Raw genomic sequence first — 19,163 nt, 5'->3', positions numbered from 1 at the left:
GTTTCGCCCCTTTTTTATTGTTGCTGAGATAAAGCGAAGTACTTATCGGCAACCATCAATGAGATCAAACGCTCTTTAGGTTTATCTTTGAACTGCTCAACCCACTGGTGCGCATTTTCAATGATCGCTAATGCTTCTTGCTCATTCGCTAGGTAATAATCCATCTTTTCGGGCAAATCCGAATAGTCATCCTTCACTTCAACATAGTGGACGCCTGCCTCTAACTTACCTTCCATAAACCAAGTCTCATATTTTGGCTTTGACATAATAACCAAGGAGTTAGACGACATAGCCCACTTAAGGTTGGTGGCCACATCATTGCCTTCTATACAGAGCAAAAACTTATACTGCAGTTGCTCTTCAATACTCATAAAGCCCTTTTCCCATGGTTCCCCTTCTACCGGGCGGGTCTGGCCAATATTGCATTGCGGATGGTTGTAAAACGCATGAATCACCTTTTTACGATGCGGCTGAAAACCCACGCCGCGCCACGCTACCATGTCCTTTTTATCTTGATAGCGAACAGGATCATCAATAAATTTAAAATGACGAACTTGATTAAGTTTCAACACCACTGAATTTTGGTTGTTACCAAAAATAGGGCGGCTTTTTATAAAGCTCGGTACATTGGGGATGTGTGTAACATCGCCGTTGATGTAGTTAAACGCAAAACTGGAAGGGAAATAGCGTACAACTTGGCGAAGATCGAAAAAATACGTCCAGCCTTTCGTTTTTTTGAATGTATCGATGGTCGAGTAATTTTGTTCTCGGCTATCGACTGAAAACGGCGTTTCACACTTATTGTAATAGTTCACTCGCTCAAGACAGCGGTGCTGCTCTGCTTCGGTCAGATTCGAAAGTAAACGCTTGGCTTGTGCTCGATATACAAAGCGAGGGATAAGTATCGAGAGAGCGTTTGAGAAATAATAAGGGAACTTACTGTCTTTCATTCAGTTTTTCCCCAATCGCGATGGCTACTGGCTTGGGAACGAATTGTTCGATACTTCCGCCATGAATCGCTACTTCTCTCACGATAGTCGACGACAAAAACGCAAACTCTTCTTCAGGAGTTAAAAATACGCTCTCGATTCCTGGTAATAGCTTTCGGTACATGTTGGTCAGTCCAAACTCGTATTCAAAGTCTACCGTTGTTCGTAAACCACGAATAAGAACCTTAGCTTTCTCATCTCTCGCGAAATCCACTAATAACCCGGAGAACCCCTTTACCGTCACACCAGGTAAATGCGCTACAACGTCCTGCATCAGTGCAACGCGCTCTTCCAATGAAAACATAGTGTTCTTCGATGGGCTTGCGGCTACGCCAATCACAACCTCATCAAACATTTCGTGAGTACGTTCTATTAGATTGAGGTGACCATTAGTCACTGGATCAAAAGTGCCCGGATAAATGACTTTCATATAATTTACTAAGTTATTCGAAACTGATTGAATTATTGAGGCTCGAACGCAAGATTACAACAACTTAAGCTCGATAATAGCTCGACTTACTTCTGACACTCACTACAAAAGAAGGTATTACGTTGGCCAATCTTTAGCTCTTGAAGTCGTTCGCCACACTCTGGGCATGGCTCTCCGGGTTTTCCGTAAACCAATAACTCTTGTGCAAAGTAACCCGGCTTTCCATCGGCTTGCGCAAAATCTTTCAGAGTAGTCCCACCTTGCGTAATGGCAATCTCAAGTGTCATTTTGATATTTTCAACAAGTAACCTCCACTCTTGAGAAGTCAACTTACCTGCGGGCCTTGAAGGGTGAATTCGAGATTTAAACAACGACTCATTCGCGTAGATGTTCCCAACACCAACCACGACTTTGTTGTCCATGATGAACTGCTTGACGGCGACACGCTTATTTTTAGCTTTCTCCGCTACATATTCCGCATTGAACTCTTCAGTTAAAGGCTCAGGCCCCATGTTTGCTAGCACAGCATGTGACTCGCCAGGAGCACACCACAGCCATGCCCCAAAACGACGCGGATCGTTATAACGCAGTATTTTTCCACTGCTTAGTTTGAGATCCACATGATCGTGCTTTGCTGGCGGAAAGTCGGCATCTAGGACACGTAAAGACCCAGACATGCCCAAGTGAACAATGGCTGTACCTGTGTTTGTCTCGATCAGTAAGTATTTCGCACGACGGCTAATCGCACGGATCACCTGCCCTTCCAATTTTTTAAGCTCTGTAGGAATATCCCAGCGCAATTTAGGCGTTCGAAAAGTAAACGACTGGATCGTTTGTCCAACCATGTGGGGGCTAATCCCCATACGGCTCACTTCAACTTCTGGCAACTCAGGCATTAGATTCTCCAATTCACCGGCTAATAGTTCTCGCTGCTAGCATAATCGAAAAGAAAAACGATAAATAGGGAAGCTTATTAGGGGTATAGGCGCAAAAAGGCTCTACTCTGGCATAAGGTAGTTTTCATCGACGGAGATAGCGACCCATTTGTCTTGCCAGGTTTTAAATAGCCAAAAATCAGGTAAACGAAAGAAAGTCACCCGCTGCGGCTCTTCGAGATCCTGATACCAAACTTCTACCGTTTCAGGTACCGTCAGGTTAGGTTTTAAATGATCGTACTGTTCTGAGGTGAGCTCGGTCCCTTCCAATGATTGCCAGCGTGATACAAGTTCACTGATCGGTGCATCAACTTTGATGTTGGATTGCCATCGTCCATCATGCAGTTCAAACTCCCAGCCACTATAGTACAAAGACTCCACCGTATAGTCGGAGCGAAGTACATTTGGGTAAGGGTCTGCTTGGTCTGTTAATAGGTAAGTTTTGATCCACATCGGCGCATTTAAGATCACTATAAACGCGATAATGCCCAGAATAAGAATATTGTTCCATCGGCGGCGACGAGCCGGACTCACACGCATAACCATCTCTACTCTCTTATCGTTATGAGTAAACTACCAAAGAGTATTGAGCTTGACTAGAACAACGGTGTGCAAGTGTGTAGGGAAGTGGTAACGAAGCGGCAGAGAGCGATCAATCAAAAATTCGAGTATAGAGTCGGACCAGTAAAATAACTTCAGCAGTACTTTATAATCCGATGACGTACTGAACACTTTATCTTCAGCACTTTTATTCAGGTAATAAAAAACCCAACTCGAAAGTTGGGTTTTTCAATTCATCAAAGAGACTGAAACCAATTATTTGATTTTTGCTTCTTTGTACATAACGTGCTGGCGAACTACTGGATCAAACTTTTTGATCTCAAATTTGCCTGGCATGTTACGCTTGTTCTTATCAGTTGTGTAGAAGTGGCCTGTACCTGCAGAAGATACTAGACGGATTTTCTCACGAACGCCTTTCTTTGCCATTGCTTATTTCCTCTTAAACGTTTTCGCCACGTGCACGCATGTCTGCAAGAACAGTATCAATACCTTTCTTGTCGATGATGCGCATACCTTTAGCAGATAGACGTAGTTTAACAAAACGTTTTTCGCTCTCTACCCAGAAACGATGAGTTTGTAGGTTCGGCAGAAAACGACGCTTAGTAGCATTTCGTGCGTGTGAACGGTTGTTACCCGTTACTGGACGCTTACCAGTTACTTGGCATACTCGTGACATGAATGTCTTCTCCAAAATCGTTTCAGCTCGATATCAACCTTGGTGGCCGAACCTCTCTATCTCTCGAAAAGAAGTTAGAGGTTAAGAACCGCTATGGAAAATCCATACAAGGCTATCAAAGGTCGCGCATTATACTAACTTGATATGCATTGCTCAAGACCCGAACAGATCCTTTTTACAGGTTTTCGTGATCTTTTTTTAGACAGCAGATTTTTTTAGCAGTCCAAGCTGAATTCAGTTAAAAATTTAGTGGCGTGGATGATAGCAGATTTTTAGCAACTAACAACCTAAAAAACGCACAGTTATATCCAGCCTCTTTCAGCAAAAGAGACACTTTCCCCATCTCCGATGACGAAATGGTCCAAAATACGAATATCCACCAATGCTAATGCGTCAATGAGACGCCTTGTAATCCTTCTGTCAGCTTGGCTCGGCTCAGCAACCCCTGAAGGATGATTGTGCGCCAAAATCAAAGCCGCCGCGTTATGATGCAGAGCACGCTTAACAACTTCTCTCGGATACACCGACGCTGCATCCAACGTTCCTTCAAATAAAATTTCATCTTTTATCACTCGGTGCTGGTTATCGAGAAAAAGAATATAAAAAGCCTCTCTTTGCCGATCCCTTAAAATAGAAGACAGATATAACTTAGTTTGGTCGGGGCTGGTTAAGGCATCACCACGCTTTAGCGTCTCCGCCAAGTAACGTTGTGTCATTTCTAGTACAGCTTGCAATTGAACATACTTGGCTTGCCCTAATCCTTTGTGACGACAAAACTCTTCTTCTGATGCTGAAAATAGTTGTCTGAGCGAACCAAAGTCTTGAATAAGGAAGTCTGCAAGCTCAATCACGTTCATTCCGCGGGTGCCTGTGCGCAAGAAGATGGCCAGTAGCTCAGCATCGGTCAAAGCTTGCGGCCCTCGTTGCAGTAGCTTCTCTCTGGGCATGGACTCATTTGGCAAAGCTTTCAGTATCATCTGATGTCTCTTTATATGGAAAGTGTCCCTATTCCACAAAACAAAAAGCGAAAGTCGAGTATGACTTTCGCTTTCTTCGTACTATCAGTGCTTTCCATGCAACTTAACAGTTCATCAGAGTTTAAAGTTGCCAACCAAGCCGTGAATTTCCGTTCCAGACTGTGATAGCTGCGTGCTGATTGACTCGGCATGCTGCAACGTCTCATTAATGTTGTTCACGATCTGTTGAATAGCCACTAAGTTTTGGTTGATGTCTTCTGCAACCGCACTTTGTTCTTCTGCGGCAGACGCGGTTTGAATACCCATATCTCGAATTGTTCCGATAGAATGATGAACACCAGAAAGAGATTGCTGAATGAGCGCAGATTCTTCCGCCGTTTTGACACCTCGTTTTTGGCTCACCGACATCGTACTGACCGCTCTTGACACACCATTTTGTAGCTGCTTGAGCATGTCGCCAATTTCATGAGTACTATTTTGCGTACGACTGGCTAACGAGCGCACTTCATCCGCAACGACGGCAAACCCTCGACCTTGCTCACCGGCTCTAGCCGCTTCAATCGCCGCATTTAGGGCCAACAAATTCGTTTGCTCGGCTATCTCGCCAATCACATCCAGCACTTGGGTTATTTTTTCGGTCTGTAAACTCAACTCAGAAATTGCATCTGACGTGCTGTCTATCTCCGTCACGAGTTCGGTAATGCCTTCTATTGCTTGCTCGACCTCATGCTGAGCGGCGGTGACTTGACTGTTGGCATCGTCAATTGCCTGCGCGGTCGCATTAGTATTGCTGGCTACTTCTTTGGCAGTCATGCTCATTTGCGTCACTGCCGTCACGACTTTGTCCGTCTCTAAACAGTGATCCTGCATTTGACCGCTCGCTTGGCTGGTCTGAGTGTTCAGGCTTTGGGAAACGGTCTGTACTGTCGTCGCAGAGCGATGAATGTCCTGCATCAGTGGGTGCAGCTTATCCATAAACTCATTAAACGCCGCCGCCACTTCACCGACTTCATCCTGACTTTCGACTTTTAAACGAGCCGTTAAGTCACCGCCGCCTGCGGCAACATCTTTTAATGAAGCCGCGACATGTTGTAATGGCTGAATACCTTTAGACACCACGATACTGGTGAGAACACTGGTAATGATCAATCCAATAACGGAAATCAACACGGCAGATAATGTATGCTCTTTTAGCTCTTGAGTCTTTAACTCTCTGTGCATCGCAACTTGCTGGTCGATGTCATCAATATAAACGCCAGTACCTAAAACCCAGTCCCATTTCGATAGATATTCTGCATAGCCCAACTTAGGCGCTTGTGCGTCAATGGTCGGTTTGTGCCACGAGAAATAGAGAAACCCATCCCCTTTTTGAGAAGCGTCAATCAAGCCCGCAATAACTGCGACCCCATTTTCATCTTTTAAGTCGTAAAGGTTTTTACCCTCTAATGCAGGTTTGATGGCATGCAACGTATTCACACCTTGAGAGTCGTAGGCAAAAAAGTAACCATCGCTTTCAAAGCGCATGGCTTTCAGAATTTCTTTTGCTGCCTCTTTATTACTTCCATTTACATCCGTGTCGTATAACGGTTTTATCGCCGTCACGCCCATCATCATATAGGCTTGTAACTCTTTCTTTTTCGTTTCGATGAGCTCTTGCCTGTCTCTTGCCAGCTCTGCTTCCAAACTTTTACTGCTGTTGATGTAATACACCACTGAGATCAACGTGGTGATCAACAACAGCGGAATTAGGGTTATCAGCAGCAATTTGTTTCGACTTTTCAACACCATGGTTTCCACTACCTCTTTTTCTTTTCAGACTTGCAAACTCCGCGCAACTTGTCTGTGAGGTAGGCGAGAATTTTCCCTTCCTCGGTCAGATTAATACTCTGGAGTTTGATGTGAATTATCTTCTCGTTATATATGCTCGGGCGGTCAGACTTTGAATTGTGTTAAAATCCGGTCATCAAATTGGAGATCTCACATGCAAACACTAGCAGGAAAGAAAATTCTACTCGGCATCAGTGGCGGTATTGCCGCGTATAAATGTGCGGAGCTAACCCGTCGCCTCATAGAGAGAGGAGCGCAAGTTCAAGTTGTAATGACGAAAGCCGCAAAAGAGTTCATTACCCCTTTAACCATGCAAGCCGTTTCGGGCCGTCCTGTCTCGGACAGTTTATTAGACCCAGCAGCGGAAGCCTCTATGGGCCATATTGAATTGGCCAAATGGGCAGATTTAGTGCTATTAGCGCCCGCGACCGCGGACTTAATCGCGCGCATGTCCGCAGGCATGGGGAACGATTTACTTACTACGCTCGTGCTCGCGACGGATTCCCCTGTTGCTGTTTCTCCTGCGATGAATCAACAGATGTATCGCAATATCGCAACCCAAGAGAACATCGCTACGTTAGCGCGTCGTGGTATGCACATCTGGGGCCCTGCGGCAGGAGAGCAAGCCTGTGGTGATGTAGGACCAGGTCGAATGCTGGAACCAATGCAGCTAGTACATCTATGTGAACAGTTCTTTCAACCAAAATTGCTAGAAGGTAAGTCGATACTCATTACCGCCGGACCAACTCGCGAAGCGATTGATCCAGTGCGTTACATTACGAACCATAGCTCCGGGAAAATGGGCTATGCATTGGCGAGCGCCGCAGCGCAGATGGGAGCAAAAGTCACCCTCGTGAGCGGTCCTGTCAGTTTAAATACGCCCGTAGGTGTTGAGCGCATAAATGTTTCCAGTGCACAAGAGATGCACGAAGCCGTTATGACACATGCAAACCAGCATGATGCCTTTATTAGCTGCGCTGCCGTAGCCGACTACCGCCCACAAACGATCGCGTCTCAAAAGTTGAAAAAGACAGAAGACAACGACGAAATGGTCATTAATATGGTTAAAAATCCTGATATTGTTGCATCTGTGGCAGCAATGACGGAGAAGCGTCCGTTTACCGTCGGTTTTGCGGCTGAAACCAATGATGTAGAGACCTATGCTCGAGGCAAGTTAACAAAGAAAAACCTCGATATGATCTGTGCAAACGACGTTTCGGTTGCAGGGCAAGGATTTAACAGCAACGACAACGCGATTACCCTTTACTGGCCTGAAGGTGAACTTGCGCTCGCTTTAGAATCAAAAGAAGCATTGAGCTTTAAAATTCTCGAAAAAATGCATCAATTGATGTAACTAACGTTTGAAAACCCTGCCAATTTTTTACAAAAGCTGGCATAAATTTGGTACAAAAATGACAACTAAGGGTGTTAAATCTCCCATTCCACCCTTAGTGGTCTAGTTTGAGGCGAAATAGCGTCTTATAATCCCCTCCGCTCAACTTTGTATTTTGAAAGGAAGTAACTAATGGCCGGCAGTAAAAAATCCAACCGTCGTGAAGAGATCTTACAAGCATTGGCAGAAATGCTTGAATCAACAGATGGCGCTTCACGCATTACTACGGCAAAACTGGCCAAGCAAGTCGGCGTTTCAGAAGCCGCGCTGTATCGTCATTTCCCAAGTAAAGCGCGCATGTTCGAAGGGTTGATTGAGTTCATTGAAGAAGCCTTGATGACACGTATCAACCGTATTCTAGACGACGAAAAAGATACACTAGAGCGTATTCGTATGGTGATGCACCTTATTTTGGCGTTCTCTGAACGTAACCCAGGTCTGACACGCATTTTGTCGGGTCATGCTCTAATGTTTGAAAATGAACGTCTACGTGAACGCATCAATCAACTCTTTGAGCGTATAGAAACACAATTGCGCCAAATCCTGCGTGAACGTAAGATTCGTGAAGGGAAGTCCTTCCCTGTCGAAGAGCGCATCCTAGCCGCGCAAATTCTGGGACAAGTTGAGGGGAGCCTAAACCGCTTTGTGCGTAGCGACTTTAAATACCAGCCGACTGCAAACTTTGACGAGTACTGGGCGCTTTTGAGTGCACAAATAAAGTAAAAGACTATGAGTAAAGACAAATACACGCAGCCCGAGTTTTCTCTTTCACTTCTTCACCCTCGTAACTGGGGCGTATGGCTTGGTTTTGGTCTGTTGGCCATCCTCGTCAATATTCTTCCTTATCGGCTGCTGCTTTCATTAGGTCGTTCACTCGGTAAACTTGGCATGCGCTACGGTAAAAAGCGTGTCCACGTTGCTCAGCGTAACTTAGAATTGGCCTTTCCAGACAAAACACCTGAAGAGATTCAACATATTGTTGAAGAGAACTTCAAAAATACCGGTATGGCACTGATAGAAACCGGAATCACTTGGTTCTGGCCGACTTGGCGCTTTAAAAACCTGATCGTCGAGAAAGCTCTCGGCGCACTGCGTGAAAAAGCCAAAGAAGGTAAAGGCGTCCTACTTTGTTGTGTCCATGCTCTAAATCTAGAGATCACTGCGCGTGCTTTCGCCGTGTTAGGCGTGGCCGGGTACGGCGCGTTTCGTCCGCATAATAATCCTGCTTATAACTTTATCCAGTATTGGGGACGGACACATAACGGCAATAAACTGATTGATCGTAAAGATGTAAAAAAGATGATTCGTGTTTTACGCAGCGGTGAGCGCCTGTTCTATTTACCGGATCACGATTACGGTCGCAAAAAATCAGTATTTGTGCCCTTCTTTGCCGTAGACGATGCGTGTACGACAACAGGCACGAGCATTCTGGCGTATACCTCAAAATGTGCGATCATCCCAGGCTCAGGGTTTCGCAATGACGAAGGAAAATACGACATCATCGCCGATAAGTGCATTGAAGCCGATTATCCACAAAAAGACGAAGTCGCCGCTGCCGCTTATATGAACAAGTATGTGGAAGAAGTCATTCTACGCGCTCCAGAGCAATGGATGTGGCTCCATAAACGCTATAAAACCATGCAAGATGAGCATGTCGAGAAAGGCATTCGCTATAAGTAAGTGGTCAAGGCGATGAATCCAAAAACAAAAAAGGGCAGATGAATATCCATCTGCCCTTTTTACTTTTTCAGAAAAAGTAACCAATTAAATGCCGTATTCTGCGCGGTACGCTTTGACTGCTTCTAGATGCTCTTTGTCTGTGCCTTTCTCTTCAAGGAAAGTCACAAGGTCAGTCAGGCTAATGATTGAGATGATTGCACAACCAAAGTCACGCTCCACTTCTTGAATCGCAGACAACTCACCTTTGCCTTTTTCTTGGCGGTCAATCGCAACCAACACACCAGCAAGGTCTGCGCCATTTGCTTGAATGATTTCCATCGATTCACGAATCGCAGTACCTGCTGTGATTACGTCATCTACTAGCATGATACGACCTTCAAGCGCAGAGCCTACAAGGTTACCGCCTTCGCCGTGATCTTTCGCTTCTTTACGGTTGAAGCAGTAAGGCGTGTCGATATCGTGGTGATCCGCCAGCGCGACTGCTGTTGTCGTCGCGATTGGGATACCTTTGTACGCCGGGCCAAACAGCACATCAAACTCAATGCCAGAATCAGCGAGCGCGGCTGCGTAAAAACGACCAAGACGCGCTAGGTCACGACCAGTATTGAAAAGACCAGCGTTAAAGAAGTACGGGCTTTTACGGCCAGATTTCAAAGTAAACTCACCAAACTTAAGAACTTCTTTCTCAAGTGCAAACTCAATAAATTCACGCTGGTATGCTTTCATTATTTTCTCTCTATATCCTTGGTTTCTTGTGTCTCTTCTCGACAATCATTCATTTATCTATTGTCGAGATAAAAAAATAGCCCCCATAATGGGAGCTATCTAAATCAATTGGCTAACGCCGCCTTCTGCGCTGCGACAATTTCCGTAATGCCGACTTTCGCCGACTCGAGCAATGCCATCAGCTGTTCGTGACTGAACGGTTCACCTTCTGCGGTGCCCTGAATTTCAATCATCTTACCTTCTTCGGTCATTACTACGTTCATGTCTGTGTCTGCCGCTGAATCTTCAACGTATTCAAGATCACACAATACTTCATCGCCTAGCAAGCCGACAGAAACTGCCGCTACGTGGCCTTTCATTGGATTCGCTTTTAGCTTGCCGCTATCTACTAGGTGTTGGAATGCATCGGCCATTGCAACACTTGCGCCGCTGATGGATGCAGTACGCGTACCACCGTCAGCTTGGATAACGTCACAGTCAACGGTGATCATGAACTCACCCATGGCTTTTAGGTCGACAACAGCGCGTAGGCTTCGCGCGATAAGACGCTGAATTTCCATCGTACGGCCGCCTTGTTTGCCACTTGCCGCTTCACGACGAGTACGCGAATGTGTTGCTCGAGGTAGCATGCCGTATTCAGCTGTAACCCAGCCTTTACCTTGACCTTTTAGCCAACGTGGCACAGATTCTTCGACGGTCGCATTACACAACACTTTGGTGTTACCGAACTCAACTAGCACTGACCCTTCAGCGTAAGCTGTGTAGTTACGAGTAATTTTGATAGGGCGAACTTGATCCGCCTTGCGATCGTTTGGACGCATGGGCATCTACCTTAAATATGAGGAGAAGACGATTTGGTTGGGCGAAGATTATAACGGAATCGATTCCGGATTCATAGGTTACGCCGCTGGCACAACATAAACAATCCATACATCCCGCGCACCTATCGACGCAGCGTGATACACTCTTGAAGTAATTTTCAAAAAATGAAGACAGGAAAATTCGATGATTTACAGTATGACAGCGTATGCACGCAAAGAAGTAAAAGGCGATTGGGGTTCTGCGGTATGGGAAATCCGCAGCGTGAACCAGCGTTATTTAGAAACATACTTCCGCATGCCAGAGCAATTTCGCGGGTTAGAGCCCGTTTTACGTGAGCGTTTTCGTAAGCGCTTAGCGCGAGGCAAAGTAGAATGTAATCTACGTTTTGAAGCAAACCCTGCCGCAAAAGGTGAGCTTAGCATCAATGAAGCGCTTGCTAGCCAGGTAATTAAAGCCGCTGAACAAGTCATGCACATGACTGGTGAACTGAGCCGAATCAATCCATTTCAAGTCATGCAATGGCCGGGGGTAATGGAAACGCCAGAGCAAGACATGGATGCGGTAAATAAAGTGCTACTAGAAGCGTTTGATGGCGCAATGGATGAATTTATTGAAGCGCGCGCTCGTGAAGGCGAGAACATGAAGGCGCTGATTGAACAGCGTTTGAACGCCATTTCTGCAGAAGTCGTAAAAGTGCGTGCGCGCATGCCAGAAATTTTAGAATGGCAACGTGAGCGTCTGTTCTCTAAATTTGAAGATGCGAAAGTAGAGCTAGACCCATCTCGCGTTGAGCAAGAGCTTATCCTTCTGGCACAGAAATCAGACGTAGCAGAAGAGCTAGACCGTCTTGATTCTCACGTAAAAGAAACCACAAACATTCTGAAAAAAGGTGGCGCAGTCGGTCGTCGTCTAGATTTCATGATGCAAGAGTTCAACCGTGAATCGAACACGCTAGCGTCAAAATCCATCAGCACCGACATCACCGCATCGGGCGTTGAACTGAAAGTTCTAATTGAACAGATGCGTGAGCAGATCCAAAACATTGAATGATCTAAAAGTCATCGAGTATTGAAACAAAAAAGCCCCGCTAATACGGGGCTTTCTTTTATTCGTCTTTTTCCAAGGTACTGTTATCAACGTAGGGCCAATAATGGTGCCCAATTCTGATCAGCAAAGTAGCCGCAGCCAAAATAAACGCAGCCAGAGATAACCACACAACCAAAACTGCATCCAGCTCTTTCATTCCGAGAGTGATATAGCGGGCGATTGCCATCATCGCGATATAGATAGGATAGCGTACCGGAATTTTACCGTTCATCACGAACTGCTGCACCATGGCGAGCACTTCCAGATAGATAAACATCAAAAGAATATCTGTGAGTAAGACACGCTTCTCTACAAATACGTGCACAAACTCTTGCATCATGGCGTACAACGTCGCCAAGGTAATAGAGACTAATAACACCGCCTCCAAAATATGGAAGATTTTCAGGAAAGGTCGACTAAAGGATTTCGGTAAATTCGACGGCATGGTCCATTATCCAAACAAAGAAAATAGGCCTTGAGTTTAGCATGCAACGATCTTCAATCAATCAGAATAAACATCAGTGCGAATCGACTCCAAGTCCTGGCATTGGCTTATAAAAATGCTCCGCTTATTTGGCGGAGCGCTTTTGTGTTATAGGACCTGTGGCATCACTTACGCCACTTGCTGCTTTTTTTCAGCTACGCGCTTTTTCTTCCGATATTTAGGGTGAGTGATCGGAATCGCAGATAGGAGTTTTTTGGTGTATTCGTTTTGCGGGTTTGCATAAATTTCTTTAGCGCTGCCTGCTTCTACCACTTTACCAAAATACATCACGGCAACTTTGTCAGAGACATGTTTCACCACAGAGAGATCGTGAGAGATAAATATGATCGCCAAGTTCATTTCTTGTTGCAGTTGTAGCAATAGGTTCAAGATTTGCGCCTGTACCGACACATCTAACGCAGATACCGATTCATCACAAATCAGCAGTTTAGGCTTCAATGCAATCGCGCGAGCGATACCGATACGCTGCCGTTGTCCGCCTGAAAATTCATGTGGATAACGGTTTACTGCCGTTTCTGGTAATCCCACTTTGATTAAAAGCTCTTTTACCCATTGTTTACGCTCTGTTGGCGTGCCAATTTTATGAATAACAAACGGTTCTTCCAGAATCATACCGATGGTATGACGCTGATTGAGTGACTCCATTGGGTCTTGAAAGACGATTTGCATGTCTTTACGCAGCGAGCGCATCTCTTTCACAGACAGTTTAGTGATGTCTTTACCTTCAAAGAAAATCTTACCTTCTGTTGGCTCGTATAACTTTAAGATCGTGCGACCAAGAGTGCTTTTACCACAACCTGACTCACCAACTAGCCCCAGTGTTTCACCTTCAGAAACAGATAGTGAAACCCCGTCTACCGCTTTGATGGTGTAGCCTTTCTTGAACAGCCCTTTACCAGAAACAAAGTGCTGCTTAAGATTTTCAATTCTTAATACTTCTTTTGCCATAACATCCTCTTTTATGACTGGTTCACTTTGCTCAGTTAACTGGCAAACATACTGGCATCAATAGGCTTGATATCGATCATCTGCTTTGGCTCATTATCTAAGCTCGGCATCAACCCCATCAAACGCTCTGTGTATGGGTGCTGCGGGTTATCAAACAACTCAAAAATTTCTGCTTTTTCGACAATACGCCCACCATACATCACGGCAACATCATCACACACTTCTGCCACAACCCCGAGGTCGTGAGTGATGAAGATCATTGCCATGCCTGTTTCTTCCTGAAGCTCGTTCATCAGTTCAAGGATAGACGCCTGAACCGTAACATCCAACGCTGTAGTCGGTTCATCACAAATCAGAATATCCGGCTTACAGGCCAATGCCATCGCGATCATGACACGCTGGCGCATACCACCAGATAGGTTATGGGGATACTCATTCAATCGCTTCTCTGGCATTGGAATTTTTACTTTTGCCAGCATTTCAATCGAGTACGCCTCCCGCTCCTTTTTGTCGAGCTCAGGTCGATGGAGCTCTAGCACTTCACATATTTGACGACCAATGGTGTGCACTGGGTTGAGCGCAGTCATCGGGTCTTGGAAGATGATCGAAATGCGATCGCCACGCATGGCGTACATCTCTTCCGCAGGCAAATCAACTAGGTTGGTGCCGCGATAATTCACTTCACCTTTGATAATGTTGCCATATGGCTTAGGTAATAGCCCCATGATCGACATTGAGGTTACGCTCTTGCCACTACCTGACTCTCCCACCAGGCCGAGTGTACGTCCAGCTCTCACATCAAAGTTCACACCATGCAGAACCTTCACTGGCCCATCATCGGTGGTAAATTCAACTTCGAGATCTTTAACACTTAGGATTACATCGTTTTCCATAACCAATCCTTACAGCTTATAAGTGTCATCTACGACAACAACAGGTTCAAAAGCTTTGCCTGATTTCATCGCTTGTTTCGTTTCTTTTTTGATATCACTATCAATCCAGTAAGTGCCATCGCCTATGATTGCACCACTGAACAGCGCCTCTGTCATGCGATTCATTGGCTTATCTGGAAACTTTAACCAGCGCCAGTGACCATAGCGGACATAAGGAACCATGTAGCCTGGGACGATAACGTGAGCATCAATGATGTCACGCTGAATCTCATGACCTAGCTGGATCTTTTTATCCATATCCATGCCAAAACGATACTCGATGATCTTTTCATCCAGTTCTGGCGTGCTGTAGTTTGTGAAAGAGTTAGTTTGCGGCTTGTTCGCATTGACTGAATGGAAGTACTCCCAATACGTTGGGATCTCAGACGTACCCATATCTAAGAAAGCCAAATCGTGCTTTTTCTCACGTACGTATTTGAACATGGATGAGCCATCAACTAACTTGAGCTCAATATCCAGCCCTGCTAGCTTGGCTTGCTCACGCAAAAAGGCAATACGAGGAGTATGAACAGGTGTTCCGTAGGTCAGCTCGAAGCTTAAGCGCTCACCTTTATCATTGACACGAATACCATCAGAACCAATTTTGTTAAAGCCTGCGGCTTCGAATGCCTCGGCCGCTTTTGCGGGATCAAACTTCGGTGCCTTAGCATCTGGTAGGGTGTATTTACCATGACCATAACCGGTCGGGTTCGGTTTACGGGAGTAGTCGCCACGCATGACATTCTCTATCATGCCATCAAAGTCAATCGCGTAAGTAATGCCCTTGCGAATGTTTAAATCATCCAGCAAAGGCATCGCGGTGTTCATCCATACACCACCAGCCCCAACTGGGAATTGGTTGTAACCCCAGAACTTTTGAATGTATCCCTTTTGGTAAGGTTCCGTATTCGATTTATCATGCCATAAGCTTGGTAAAACAAGACCAAATGCGTCCAGCTTCCCTTTCTCAAAGTGCTTCATCGCGATATCACTGTCGCGAATCACTGTGATGCGGATTTTGTCGACATTATAGCGATGTTGATAATACTTATTGCTGTAACCCCACCAGTCTTCACCGACATGTTTGAAGGTCACACTTTTACCTTTTTTAATGTCATCTAGGTAGTATGCACTGGTCGTTGGTTCACTTTTAAAATTGTAGTAGCGGACAAAGTTGTCATGTATACCGTCACCATTTTCATCTTTTGAAGGGTTAGCATAAAAATGTGCGGGACGTGGGCGCAGAGCCCCCATTCGTAACAGCAATTCTTCCGGATTAAACTCTTTCGCCGCCTTAACAGCAAACGTATGAGTGTCGTACTTGATAACATCCGCAATCGTTTTGTTGTAGTAATCGTTGTACCAAGGTTCCAAGATGTCTTTGGAACGATAAAACTTCAGCATGAACACGAAATCGTCGGCAGTCACAGGTTTGCCGTCCGACCATTTGGCTTCAGGGTTGAGTTTGAAATAGACCGTTTTGTTGTCACCTGCTAACGCCCACTCGTTAGCAAGCTCAGGGATGAACTCTAAAGTATCTGGGTGGCGGACCACCAAGCCTGGTGTTTCATCTAAGATAAAAGAACGTAGCCCTGCATTAGCGTCTGGACCAACACTACGTAACGTCTGCGGGAAACTTGACATAAAGGTGCGATAAGTCCCTCCACGTTTCGCTTCTGGCGAACCATATTGAGGCTCATCCCAGTTTGTTTGCCAGTTTAAGTCAGTCGGAAGCGTTGCTGACATTGCACCAAAACTCAGGGCGCTCAGCGTGGACGCTAAAAATAATTTCTTCATAAAACTTCCCTTTTTTATGTTTTGCTCACAATGCTCGCTTAAACATAGCGTGTGAATTTTTTCGGGTCGAAAGCCGCTCGAATGGCTTCACCAATAAAGGTCACCATTACCAGAACCAGAACAATAGAAGTCACTACTGACGCAACAATCCATGGCGAATCTAAGTTTGACTTACCTTGTTGCAGTAGTTCACCCCAACTTGGCGTTGGTGGCATCAAGCCTAATCCTAGGTAATCGAGAGCAGTCAGTGCTGTGATGTTAGCTGCAATAGTGAAAGGCGCTAGGGTTACAATCATCACCATCGTATTTGGCAAGATGTGATTAAACAAGATACGTCCGGTCGATGCCCCTAAAGCACGAGCCGCCATTACATATTCTCGTGCCGCTTCTTTATAGGTCATGGTCCGCATGTACCATGTCATACCCATCCAAGTGAAAAGCACGTTAATAGCGACAAAGAGAGCAAACGTCGGTTGAACGATTGAGACAAGAATCATAATGACGTACAAAAACGGGACCATTGACCAGATTTCGATAAGTCGCTGTACAAACAAGTCAAATTTACCGCCCCAAAAACCCATAGCACAACCGACTGCAGTACCGATCGCGTAGGAAATGGCCATCGTAAGCAACGCAAATCCCATCGCCGTTCTGAATCCGTAGACGAGTCGCGCCAAAATATCGCGACCTATCACATCTGTACCTAAATAATGCTTATTTTCGGCACTAGGTGCTGTTGGCGGGAAATCACCACTAAAATCTTGTTCATATGGGTTCCACGGCACAAGCGGCAAAATAACAAAGTTGTCGCCCCCTTCAGCCTCAAACGCTTTTTGCAGTACACGATAATCGGCTTCACTGGATGACTCTTGGCCGAATTCGCTACCTAAACGTACGTCACTGACAACAGGAAAATAGTAGCTACCATCGTACTTGACGACTAGCGCTTTACTGTTGATCAAAAGTTCGGCGAATAGAGAAAGGATCAACATGATAGAAAGAGCAACAAACGACCAATAGCCTCGTTTGATCTCTTTAAAGTGACGAATTTTCTTTTGAGTTAATGGACTAACTTTAATCATGTTACGCTCCAAACTTCACACGTGGGTCGACTAAAGCAACACAAATATCTGAAATGATGTTACCAATGAGCAGTAACAACGCATTAATGGCGACAATACCCATAACAACAGGGTAATCACGCTCCATGATTGATTCGTAACCCAATAAGCCAATGCCATCAATATTGAAGATAACTTCAATCAGGAAAGCACCGGTCATGAAGAACAACAAAGAGTTACCAAAGTGACTCGCGATTGGAATTAAGCTGTTACGCAACGCGTGCTTACGAACTGCTTTTTTGAAAGGTAATCCTTTCGCAATTGCGGTGCGGATGTAATCTGAGGAAAGGTTTTCCATCAGGTTATTTTTCATTGTCATCGTCAGCGTGGCAAAATCACCAATGAGGTAACAGATCAAAGGCAACACCGCATGCCACATAATGTCTTTAGCGCGTTCAAAGAAGGTTTCGTAATCGTCGAAGTCATCGCCGACAAAACCTCCCATCGGAAACCATTCCAAGTGATAACTAAATAACGTGATCAGCAATACACCCACCACATAACCTGGTAGCGCGTAGCCTACGAAAATGAGTACTGAAGAAGCGGAATCAAACACAGAACCGTGCTTGAGTGCCTTATAGTAACCAAGAGGAATCGAGATAAAATAACTAATAAAGAAGGTCATGCCGCCATAAAACAACGACACTGGCAAACGCTCTGCGATCATGTCCGAGACAGGCTCGTAGTAACGCGTCGACTCGCCAAGATCTAGCATTACCAAACGACTTAACCACTCGACGTACGCTTCCGTTACTGGTTTATCCAGGCCATAAAACGCATTCAGCTCCGCGATTTGATCGTCAGAAAGGGCCGTATTACCACCCGCAGACGTCATTGATGCGGCGCCGTCCCCCTGGGACTGCATTTGTGACAACATGCGTTCAACAGGTCCGCCAGGCACGAAACGAGTGATAGCAAAGATGAGAATAGTTATCCCGAGAAACGTTGGGATAACCAACGCCAAACGGCGTAAAAAGTACGACAGCATATACAACTTGCTCCTTGTCTACTGTCCAGTTCAAACGGAGTGAAAGAGAATATTTTCCGCCCAAAATGGTGCATATTTATCTCGTAGTAACTAAAACTGTTGAAGCACACTCCCTGCGCCTCAAGAGCTAGACTTTTCTACTACTGCAATAATTTCAGCGTCATATTTATCTTGAATCCACATCAGCTTCAAGTGTTTGAAACCAAAACATGACAAACTTCCTTCGATGTCGAAAAACAGAAATGTTTTTGTAAAAAATTATAAAAAACCACAAAAATAATTCATACAGAATATCAATCTAGGCTGTTTAGAGCCAAAACCCTACATAAAAATGCACCCTACACACATAAATAGACATATAATCCAAGGTTATATTTGACCTAAAAATACGAGTGAGCCCTTTAACCGCAATGGGTATCATATTTTGATACCACCTAATAAGTTCGAGCTAACAAAGTATGGATTCGATATAAAACTCATCTCAGAACAATTCACTGGAAAAATATCTTTTTCCAGATTCAATTACCCACTAAAAAACCATAGGCAAGATAAGTCATTAAAGTTTATAAGAAACACAAAATACGGTGTTTTATTGAAATTTAATATCGATTCATAAATATTATTCGGTTTTTTATTCCGCCTTTTAAATAAAGCCTGGTTATTTACATCTTTTTTACATTTAAGCATCCCCGTTTACCACTGGTTTGACTTCCTTTTTTCATCTCGGTTATACATTGGCCGAACGTTAACGAAATATTAACGTCACATTT

20 protein-coding genes are annotated in these 19,163 nt (G+C 44.9%); 4 read left to right on the top strand and 16 right to left on the bottom strand.

All coding sequences use genetic code 11. The features are described 5' to 3' along the window. Positions 1–14 precede the first annotated feature (14 nt). The 8 genes from R7Z10_RS19840 to R7Z10_RS19805 form a co-directional block, all read right to left on the bottom strand. The gene (locus R7Z10_RS19840; RefSeq protein ID WP_005379412.1) at positions 15–950 is read right to left on the bottom strand and encodes a glycosyl transferase family 90; all 936 of its coding nucleotides are present in this window, start codon (positions 948–950) and stop codon (positions 15–17) included. Next, positions 937–1,419, bottom strand: coding sequence for a pantetheine-phosphate adenylyltransferase (gene coaD, locus R7Z10_RS19835; RefSeq protein ID WP_005379411.1), 483 nt, complete (start codon positions 1,417–1,419; stop codon positions 937–939). The genes R7Z10_RS19840 and coaD overlap by 14 nt, the downstream gene beginning before the upstream one ends. A gap of 86 nt (positions 1,420–1,505) precedes the next feature. Beyond that, complete coding sequence (gene mutM, locus R7Z10_RS19830; protein ID WP_042522608.1) at positions 1,506–2,315, bottom strand: bifunctional DNA-formamidopyrimidine glycosylase/DNA-(apurinic or apyrimidinic site) lyase; 810 nt, start codon at positions 2,313–2,315, stop codon at positions 1,506–1,508. Between the two features lie 102 nt (positions 2,316–2,417). Continuing rightward, entirely contained in the window at positions 2,418–2,894 is a 477-nt protein-coding gene (locus R7Z10_RS19825; protein ID WP_031777180.1) for a hypothetical protein, read from the bottom strand. Between the two features lie 276 nt (positions 2,895–3,170). Continuing rightward, a complete protein-coding gene (rpmG, locus tag R7Z10_RS19820; protein ID WP_004410866.1) occupies positions 3,171–3,341 on the bottom strand; it encodes a 50S ribosomal protein L33 in 171 nt (56 codons plus the stop codon). A 13-nt stretch (positions 3,342–3,354) separates the two neighbouring features. Beyond that, positions 3,355–3,591 carry a 50S ribosomal protein L28 gene (gene rpmB, locus R7Z10_RS19815; RefSeq protein WP_005384783.1) on the bottom strand — a complete coding sequence of 79 codons (237 nt, stop codon included), beginning with the start codon at positions 3,589–3,591 and terminating at the stop codon, positions 3,355–3,357. A gap of 302 nt (positions 3,592–3,893) precedes the next feature. After that, positions 3,894–4,568 (bottom strand): DNA repair protein RadC, encoded by a 675-nt coding sequence (radC, locus tag R7Z10_RS19810; RefSeq protein ID WP_017820707.1) that lies wholly within the window; start codon positions 4,566–4,568, stop codon positions 3,894–3,896. A gap of 114 nt (positions 4,569–4,682) precedes the next feature. Continuing rightward, the gene (locus tag R7Z10_RS19805; RefSeq protein ID WP_213885627.1) at positions 4,683–6,356 is read right to left on the bottom strand and encodes a methyl-accepting chemotaxis protein; all 1,674 of its coding nucleotides are present in this window, start codon (positions 6,354–6,356) and stop codon (positions 4,683–4,685) included. Between the two features lie 193 nt (positions 6,357–6,549). Between R7Z10_RS19805 and coaBC the strand changes: the two genes are divergently transcribed. From coaBC to R7Z10_RS19790, 3 genes are all read left to right on the top strand, one after another. After that, positions 6,550–7,749 (top strand): bifunctional phosphopantothenoylcysteine decarboxylase/phosphopantothenate--cysteine ligase CoaBC, encoded by a 1,200-nt coding sequence (gene coaBC / locus R7Z10_RS19800; RefSeq protein ID WP_017820705.1) that lies wholly within the window; start codon positions 6,550–6,552, stop codon positions 7,747–7,749. 171 nt (positions 7,750–7,920) lie between these two features. Then, a complete protein-coding gene (gene slmA / locus R7Z10_RS19795; RefSeq protein WP_005379386.1) occupies positions 7,921–8,511 on the top strand; it encodes a nucleoid occlusion factor SlmA in 591 nt (196 codons plus the stop codon). A gap of 6 nt (positions 8,512–8,517) precedes the next feature. Then, the gene (locus R7Z10_RS19790; RefSeq protein ID WP_213971434.1) at positions 8,518–9,468 is read left to right on the top strand and encodes a Kdo(2)-lipid IV(A) acyltransferase; all 951 of its coding nucleotides are present in this window, start codon (positions 8,518–8,520) and stop codon (positions 9,466–9,468) included. Positions 9,469–9,552: 84 nt separating this feature from the next. On the opposite strand, the gene pyrE is transcribed toward R7Z10_RS19790, so the two are convergent. Continuing rightward, entirely contained in the window at positions 9,553–10,194 is a 642-nt protein-coding gene (gene pyrE / locus R7Z10_RS19785; RefSeq protein WP_104979943.1) for an orotate phosphoribosyltransferase, read from the bottom strand. 104 nt (positions 10,195–10,298) lie between these two features. After that, positions 10,299–11,015 carry a ribonuclease PH gene (rph, locus tag R7Z10_RS19780; protein ID WP_031780917.1) on the bottom strand — a complete coding sequence of 239 codons (717 nt, stop codon included), beginning with the start codon at positions 11,013–11,015 and terminating at the stop codon, positions 10,299–10,301. 184 nt (positions 11,016–11,199) lie between these two features. On the opposite strand from rph, the gene R7Z10_RS19775 reads away from it, so the two are divergent. After that, entirely contained in the window at positions 11,200–12,066 is an 867-nt protein-coding gene (locus tag R7Z10_RS19775) for a YicC/YloC family endoribonuclease (protein WP_047103771.1), read from the top strand. A 55-nt stretch (positions 12,067–12,121) separates the two neighbouring features. On the opposite strand, the gene R7Z10_RS19770 is transcribed toward R7Z10_RS19775, so the two are convergent. The 6 genes from R7Z10_RS19770 to R7Z10_RS19745 all read right to left on the bottom strand — a co-directional run bounded on the left by R7Z10_RS19770 (position 12,122) and on the right by R7Z10_RS19745 (position 18,393). Continuing rightward, the gene (locus R7Z10_RS19770) at positions 12,122–12,547 is read right to left on the bottom strand and encodes a phosphate-starvation-inducible protein PsiE (protein WP_025768316.1); all 426 of its coding nucleotides are present in this window, start codon (positions 12,545–12,547) and stop codon (positions 12,122–12,124) included. Positions 12,548–12,715: 168 nt separating this feature from the next. Then, positions 12,716–13,555 carry an ABC transporter ATP-binding protein gene (locus R7Z10_RS19765; RefSeq protein ID WP_005379372.1) on the bottom strand — a complete coding sequence of 280 codons (840 nt, stop codon included), beginning with the start codon at positions 13,553–13,555 and terminating at the stop codon, positions 12,716–12,718. A gap of 35 nt (positions 13,556–13,590) precedes the next feature. Then, positions 13,591–14,448, bottom strand: coding sequence for an ABC transporter ATP-binding protein (locus tag R7Z10_RS19760; protein WP_005379371.1), 858 nt, complete (start codon positions 14,446–14,448; stop codon positions 13,591–13,593). 9 nt (positions 14,449–14,457) lie between these two features. Further along, positions 14,458–16,284: an extracellular solute-binding protein gene (locus R7Z10_RS19755; protein ID WP_017634997.1), complete on the bottom strand. Its 1,827-nt coding sequence runs from the start codon at positions 16,282–16,284 to the stop codon at positions 14,458–14,460. Between the two features lie 38 nt (positions 16,285–16,322). After that, positions 16,323–17,366: an ABC transporter permease gene (locus tag R7Z10_RS19750; RefSeq protein WP_005379369.1), complete on the bottom strand. Its 1,044-nt coding sequence runs from the start codon at positions 17,364–17,366 to the stop codon at positions 16,323–16,325. A 1-nt stretch (position 17,367) separates the two neighbouring features. After that, positions 17,368–18,393 (bottom strand): ABC transporter permease subunit, encoded by a 1,026-nt coding sequence (locus R7Z10_RS19745; protein WP_005384771.1) that lies wholly within the window; start codon positions 18,391–18,393, stop codon positions 17,368–17,370. Positions 18,394–19,163 lie beyond the last annotated feature (770 nt).

Source organism: Vibrio sp. Vb1018, from assembly GCF_033338775.1.
Lineage (GTDB): Bacteria > Pseudomonadota > Gammaproteobacteria > Enterobacterales > Vibrionaceae > Vibrio > Vibrio alginolyticus.
The sequence above is the reverse complement of the archived record's forward strand: the minus strand, read 5'-3'. Positions and strand labels throughout refer to the sequence as shown.

Coding starts and splice junctions, on each gene's coding strand:
- R7Z10_RS19790 (WP_213971434.1), top strand. CDS start 8,518: ATGAGTAAAGACAAATACACGCAGCCCGAGTTTTCTCTTTCACTTCTT.
- coaD (WP_005379411.1), bottom strand. CDS start 1,419: ATGAAAGTCATTTATCCGGGCACTTTTGATCCAGTGACTAATGGTCAC.
- radC (WP_017820707.1), bottom strand. CDS start 4,568: ATGATACTGAAAGCTTTGCCAAATGAGTCCATGCCCAGAGAGAAGCTA.
- pyrE (WP_104979943.1), bottom strand. CDS start 10,194: ATGAAAGCATACCAGCGTGAATTTATTGAGTTTGCACTTGAGAAAGAA.
- slmA (WP_005379386.1), top strand. CDS start 7,921: ATGGCCGGCAGTAAAAAATCCAACCGTCGTGAAGAGATCTTACAAGCA.
- R7Z10_RS19770 (WP_025768316.1), bottom strand. CDS start 12,547: ATGCCGTCGAATTTACCGAAATCCTTTAGTCGACCTTTCCTGAAAATC.
- R7Z10_RS19775 (WP_047103771.1), top strand. CDS start 11,200: ATGATTTACAGTATGACAGCGTATGCACGCAAAGAAGTAAAAGGCGAT.
- mutM (WP_042522608.1), bottom strand. CDS start 2,315: ATGCCTGAGTTGCCAGAAGTTGAAGTGAGCCGTATGGGGATTAGCCCC.
- R7Z10_RS19805 (WP_213885627.1), bottom strand. CDS start 6,356: ATGGTGTTGAAAAGTCGAAACAAATTGCTGCTGATAACCCTAATTCCG.
- R7Z10_RS19760 (WP_005379371.1), bottom strand. CDS start 14,448: ATGGAAAACGATGTAATCCTAAGTGTTAAAGATCTCGAAGTTGAATTT.
- R7Z10_RS19755 (WP_017634997.1), bottom strand. CDS start 16,284: ATGAAGAAATTATTTTTAGCGTCCACGCTGAGCGCCCTGAGTTTTGGT.
- R7Z10_RS19840 (WP_005379412.1), bottom strand. CDS start 950: ATGAAAGACAGTAAGTTCCCTTATTATTTCTCAAACGCTCTCTCGATA.
- coaBC (WP_017820705.1), top strand. CDS start 6,550: ATGCAAACACTAGCAGGAAAGAAAATTCTACTCGGCATCAGTGGCGGT.
- R7Z10_RS19765 (WP_005379372.1), bottom strand. CDS start 13,555: ATGGCAAAAGAAGTATTAAGAATTGAAAATCTTAAGCAGCACTTTGTT.
- rpmB (WP_005384783.1), bottom strand. CDS start 3,591: ATGTCACGAGTATGCCAAGTAACTGGTAAGCGTCCAGTAACGGGTAAC.
- R7Z10_RS19745 (WP_005384771.1), bottom strand. CDS start 18,393: ATGCTGTCGTACTTTTTACGCCGTTTGGCGTTGGTTATCCCAACGTTT.
- rph (WP_031780917.1), bottom strand. CDS start 11,015: ATGCGTCCAAACGATCGCAAGGCGGATCAAGTTCGCCCTATCAAAATT.
- R7Z10_RS19825 (WP_031777180.1), bottom strand. CDS start 2,894: ATGCGTGTGAGTCCGGCTCGTCGCCGCCGATGGAACAATATTCTTATT.
- R7Z10_RS19750 (WP_005379369.1), bottom strand. CDS start 17,366: ATGATTAAAGTTAGTCCATTAACTCAAAAGAAAATTCGTCACTTTAAA.
- rpmG (WP_004410866.1), bottom strand. CDS start 3,341: ATGGCAAAGAAAGGCGTTCGTGAGAAAATCCGTCTAGTATCTTCTGCA.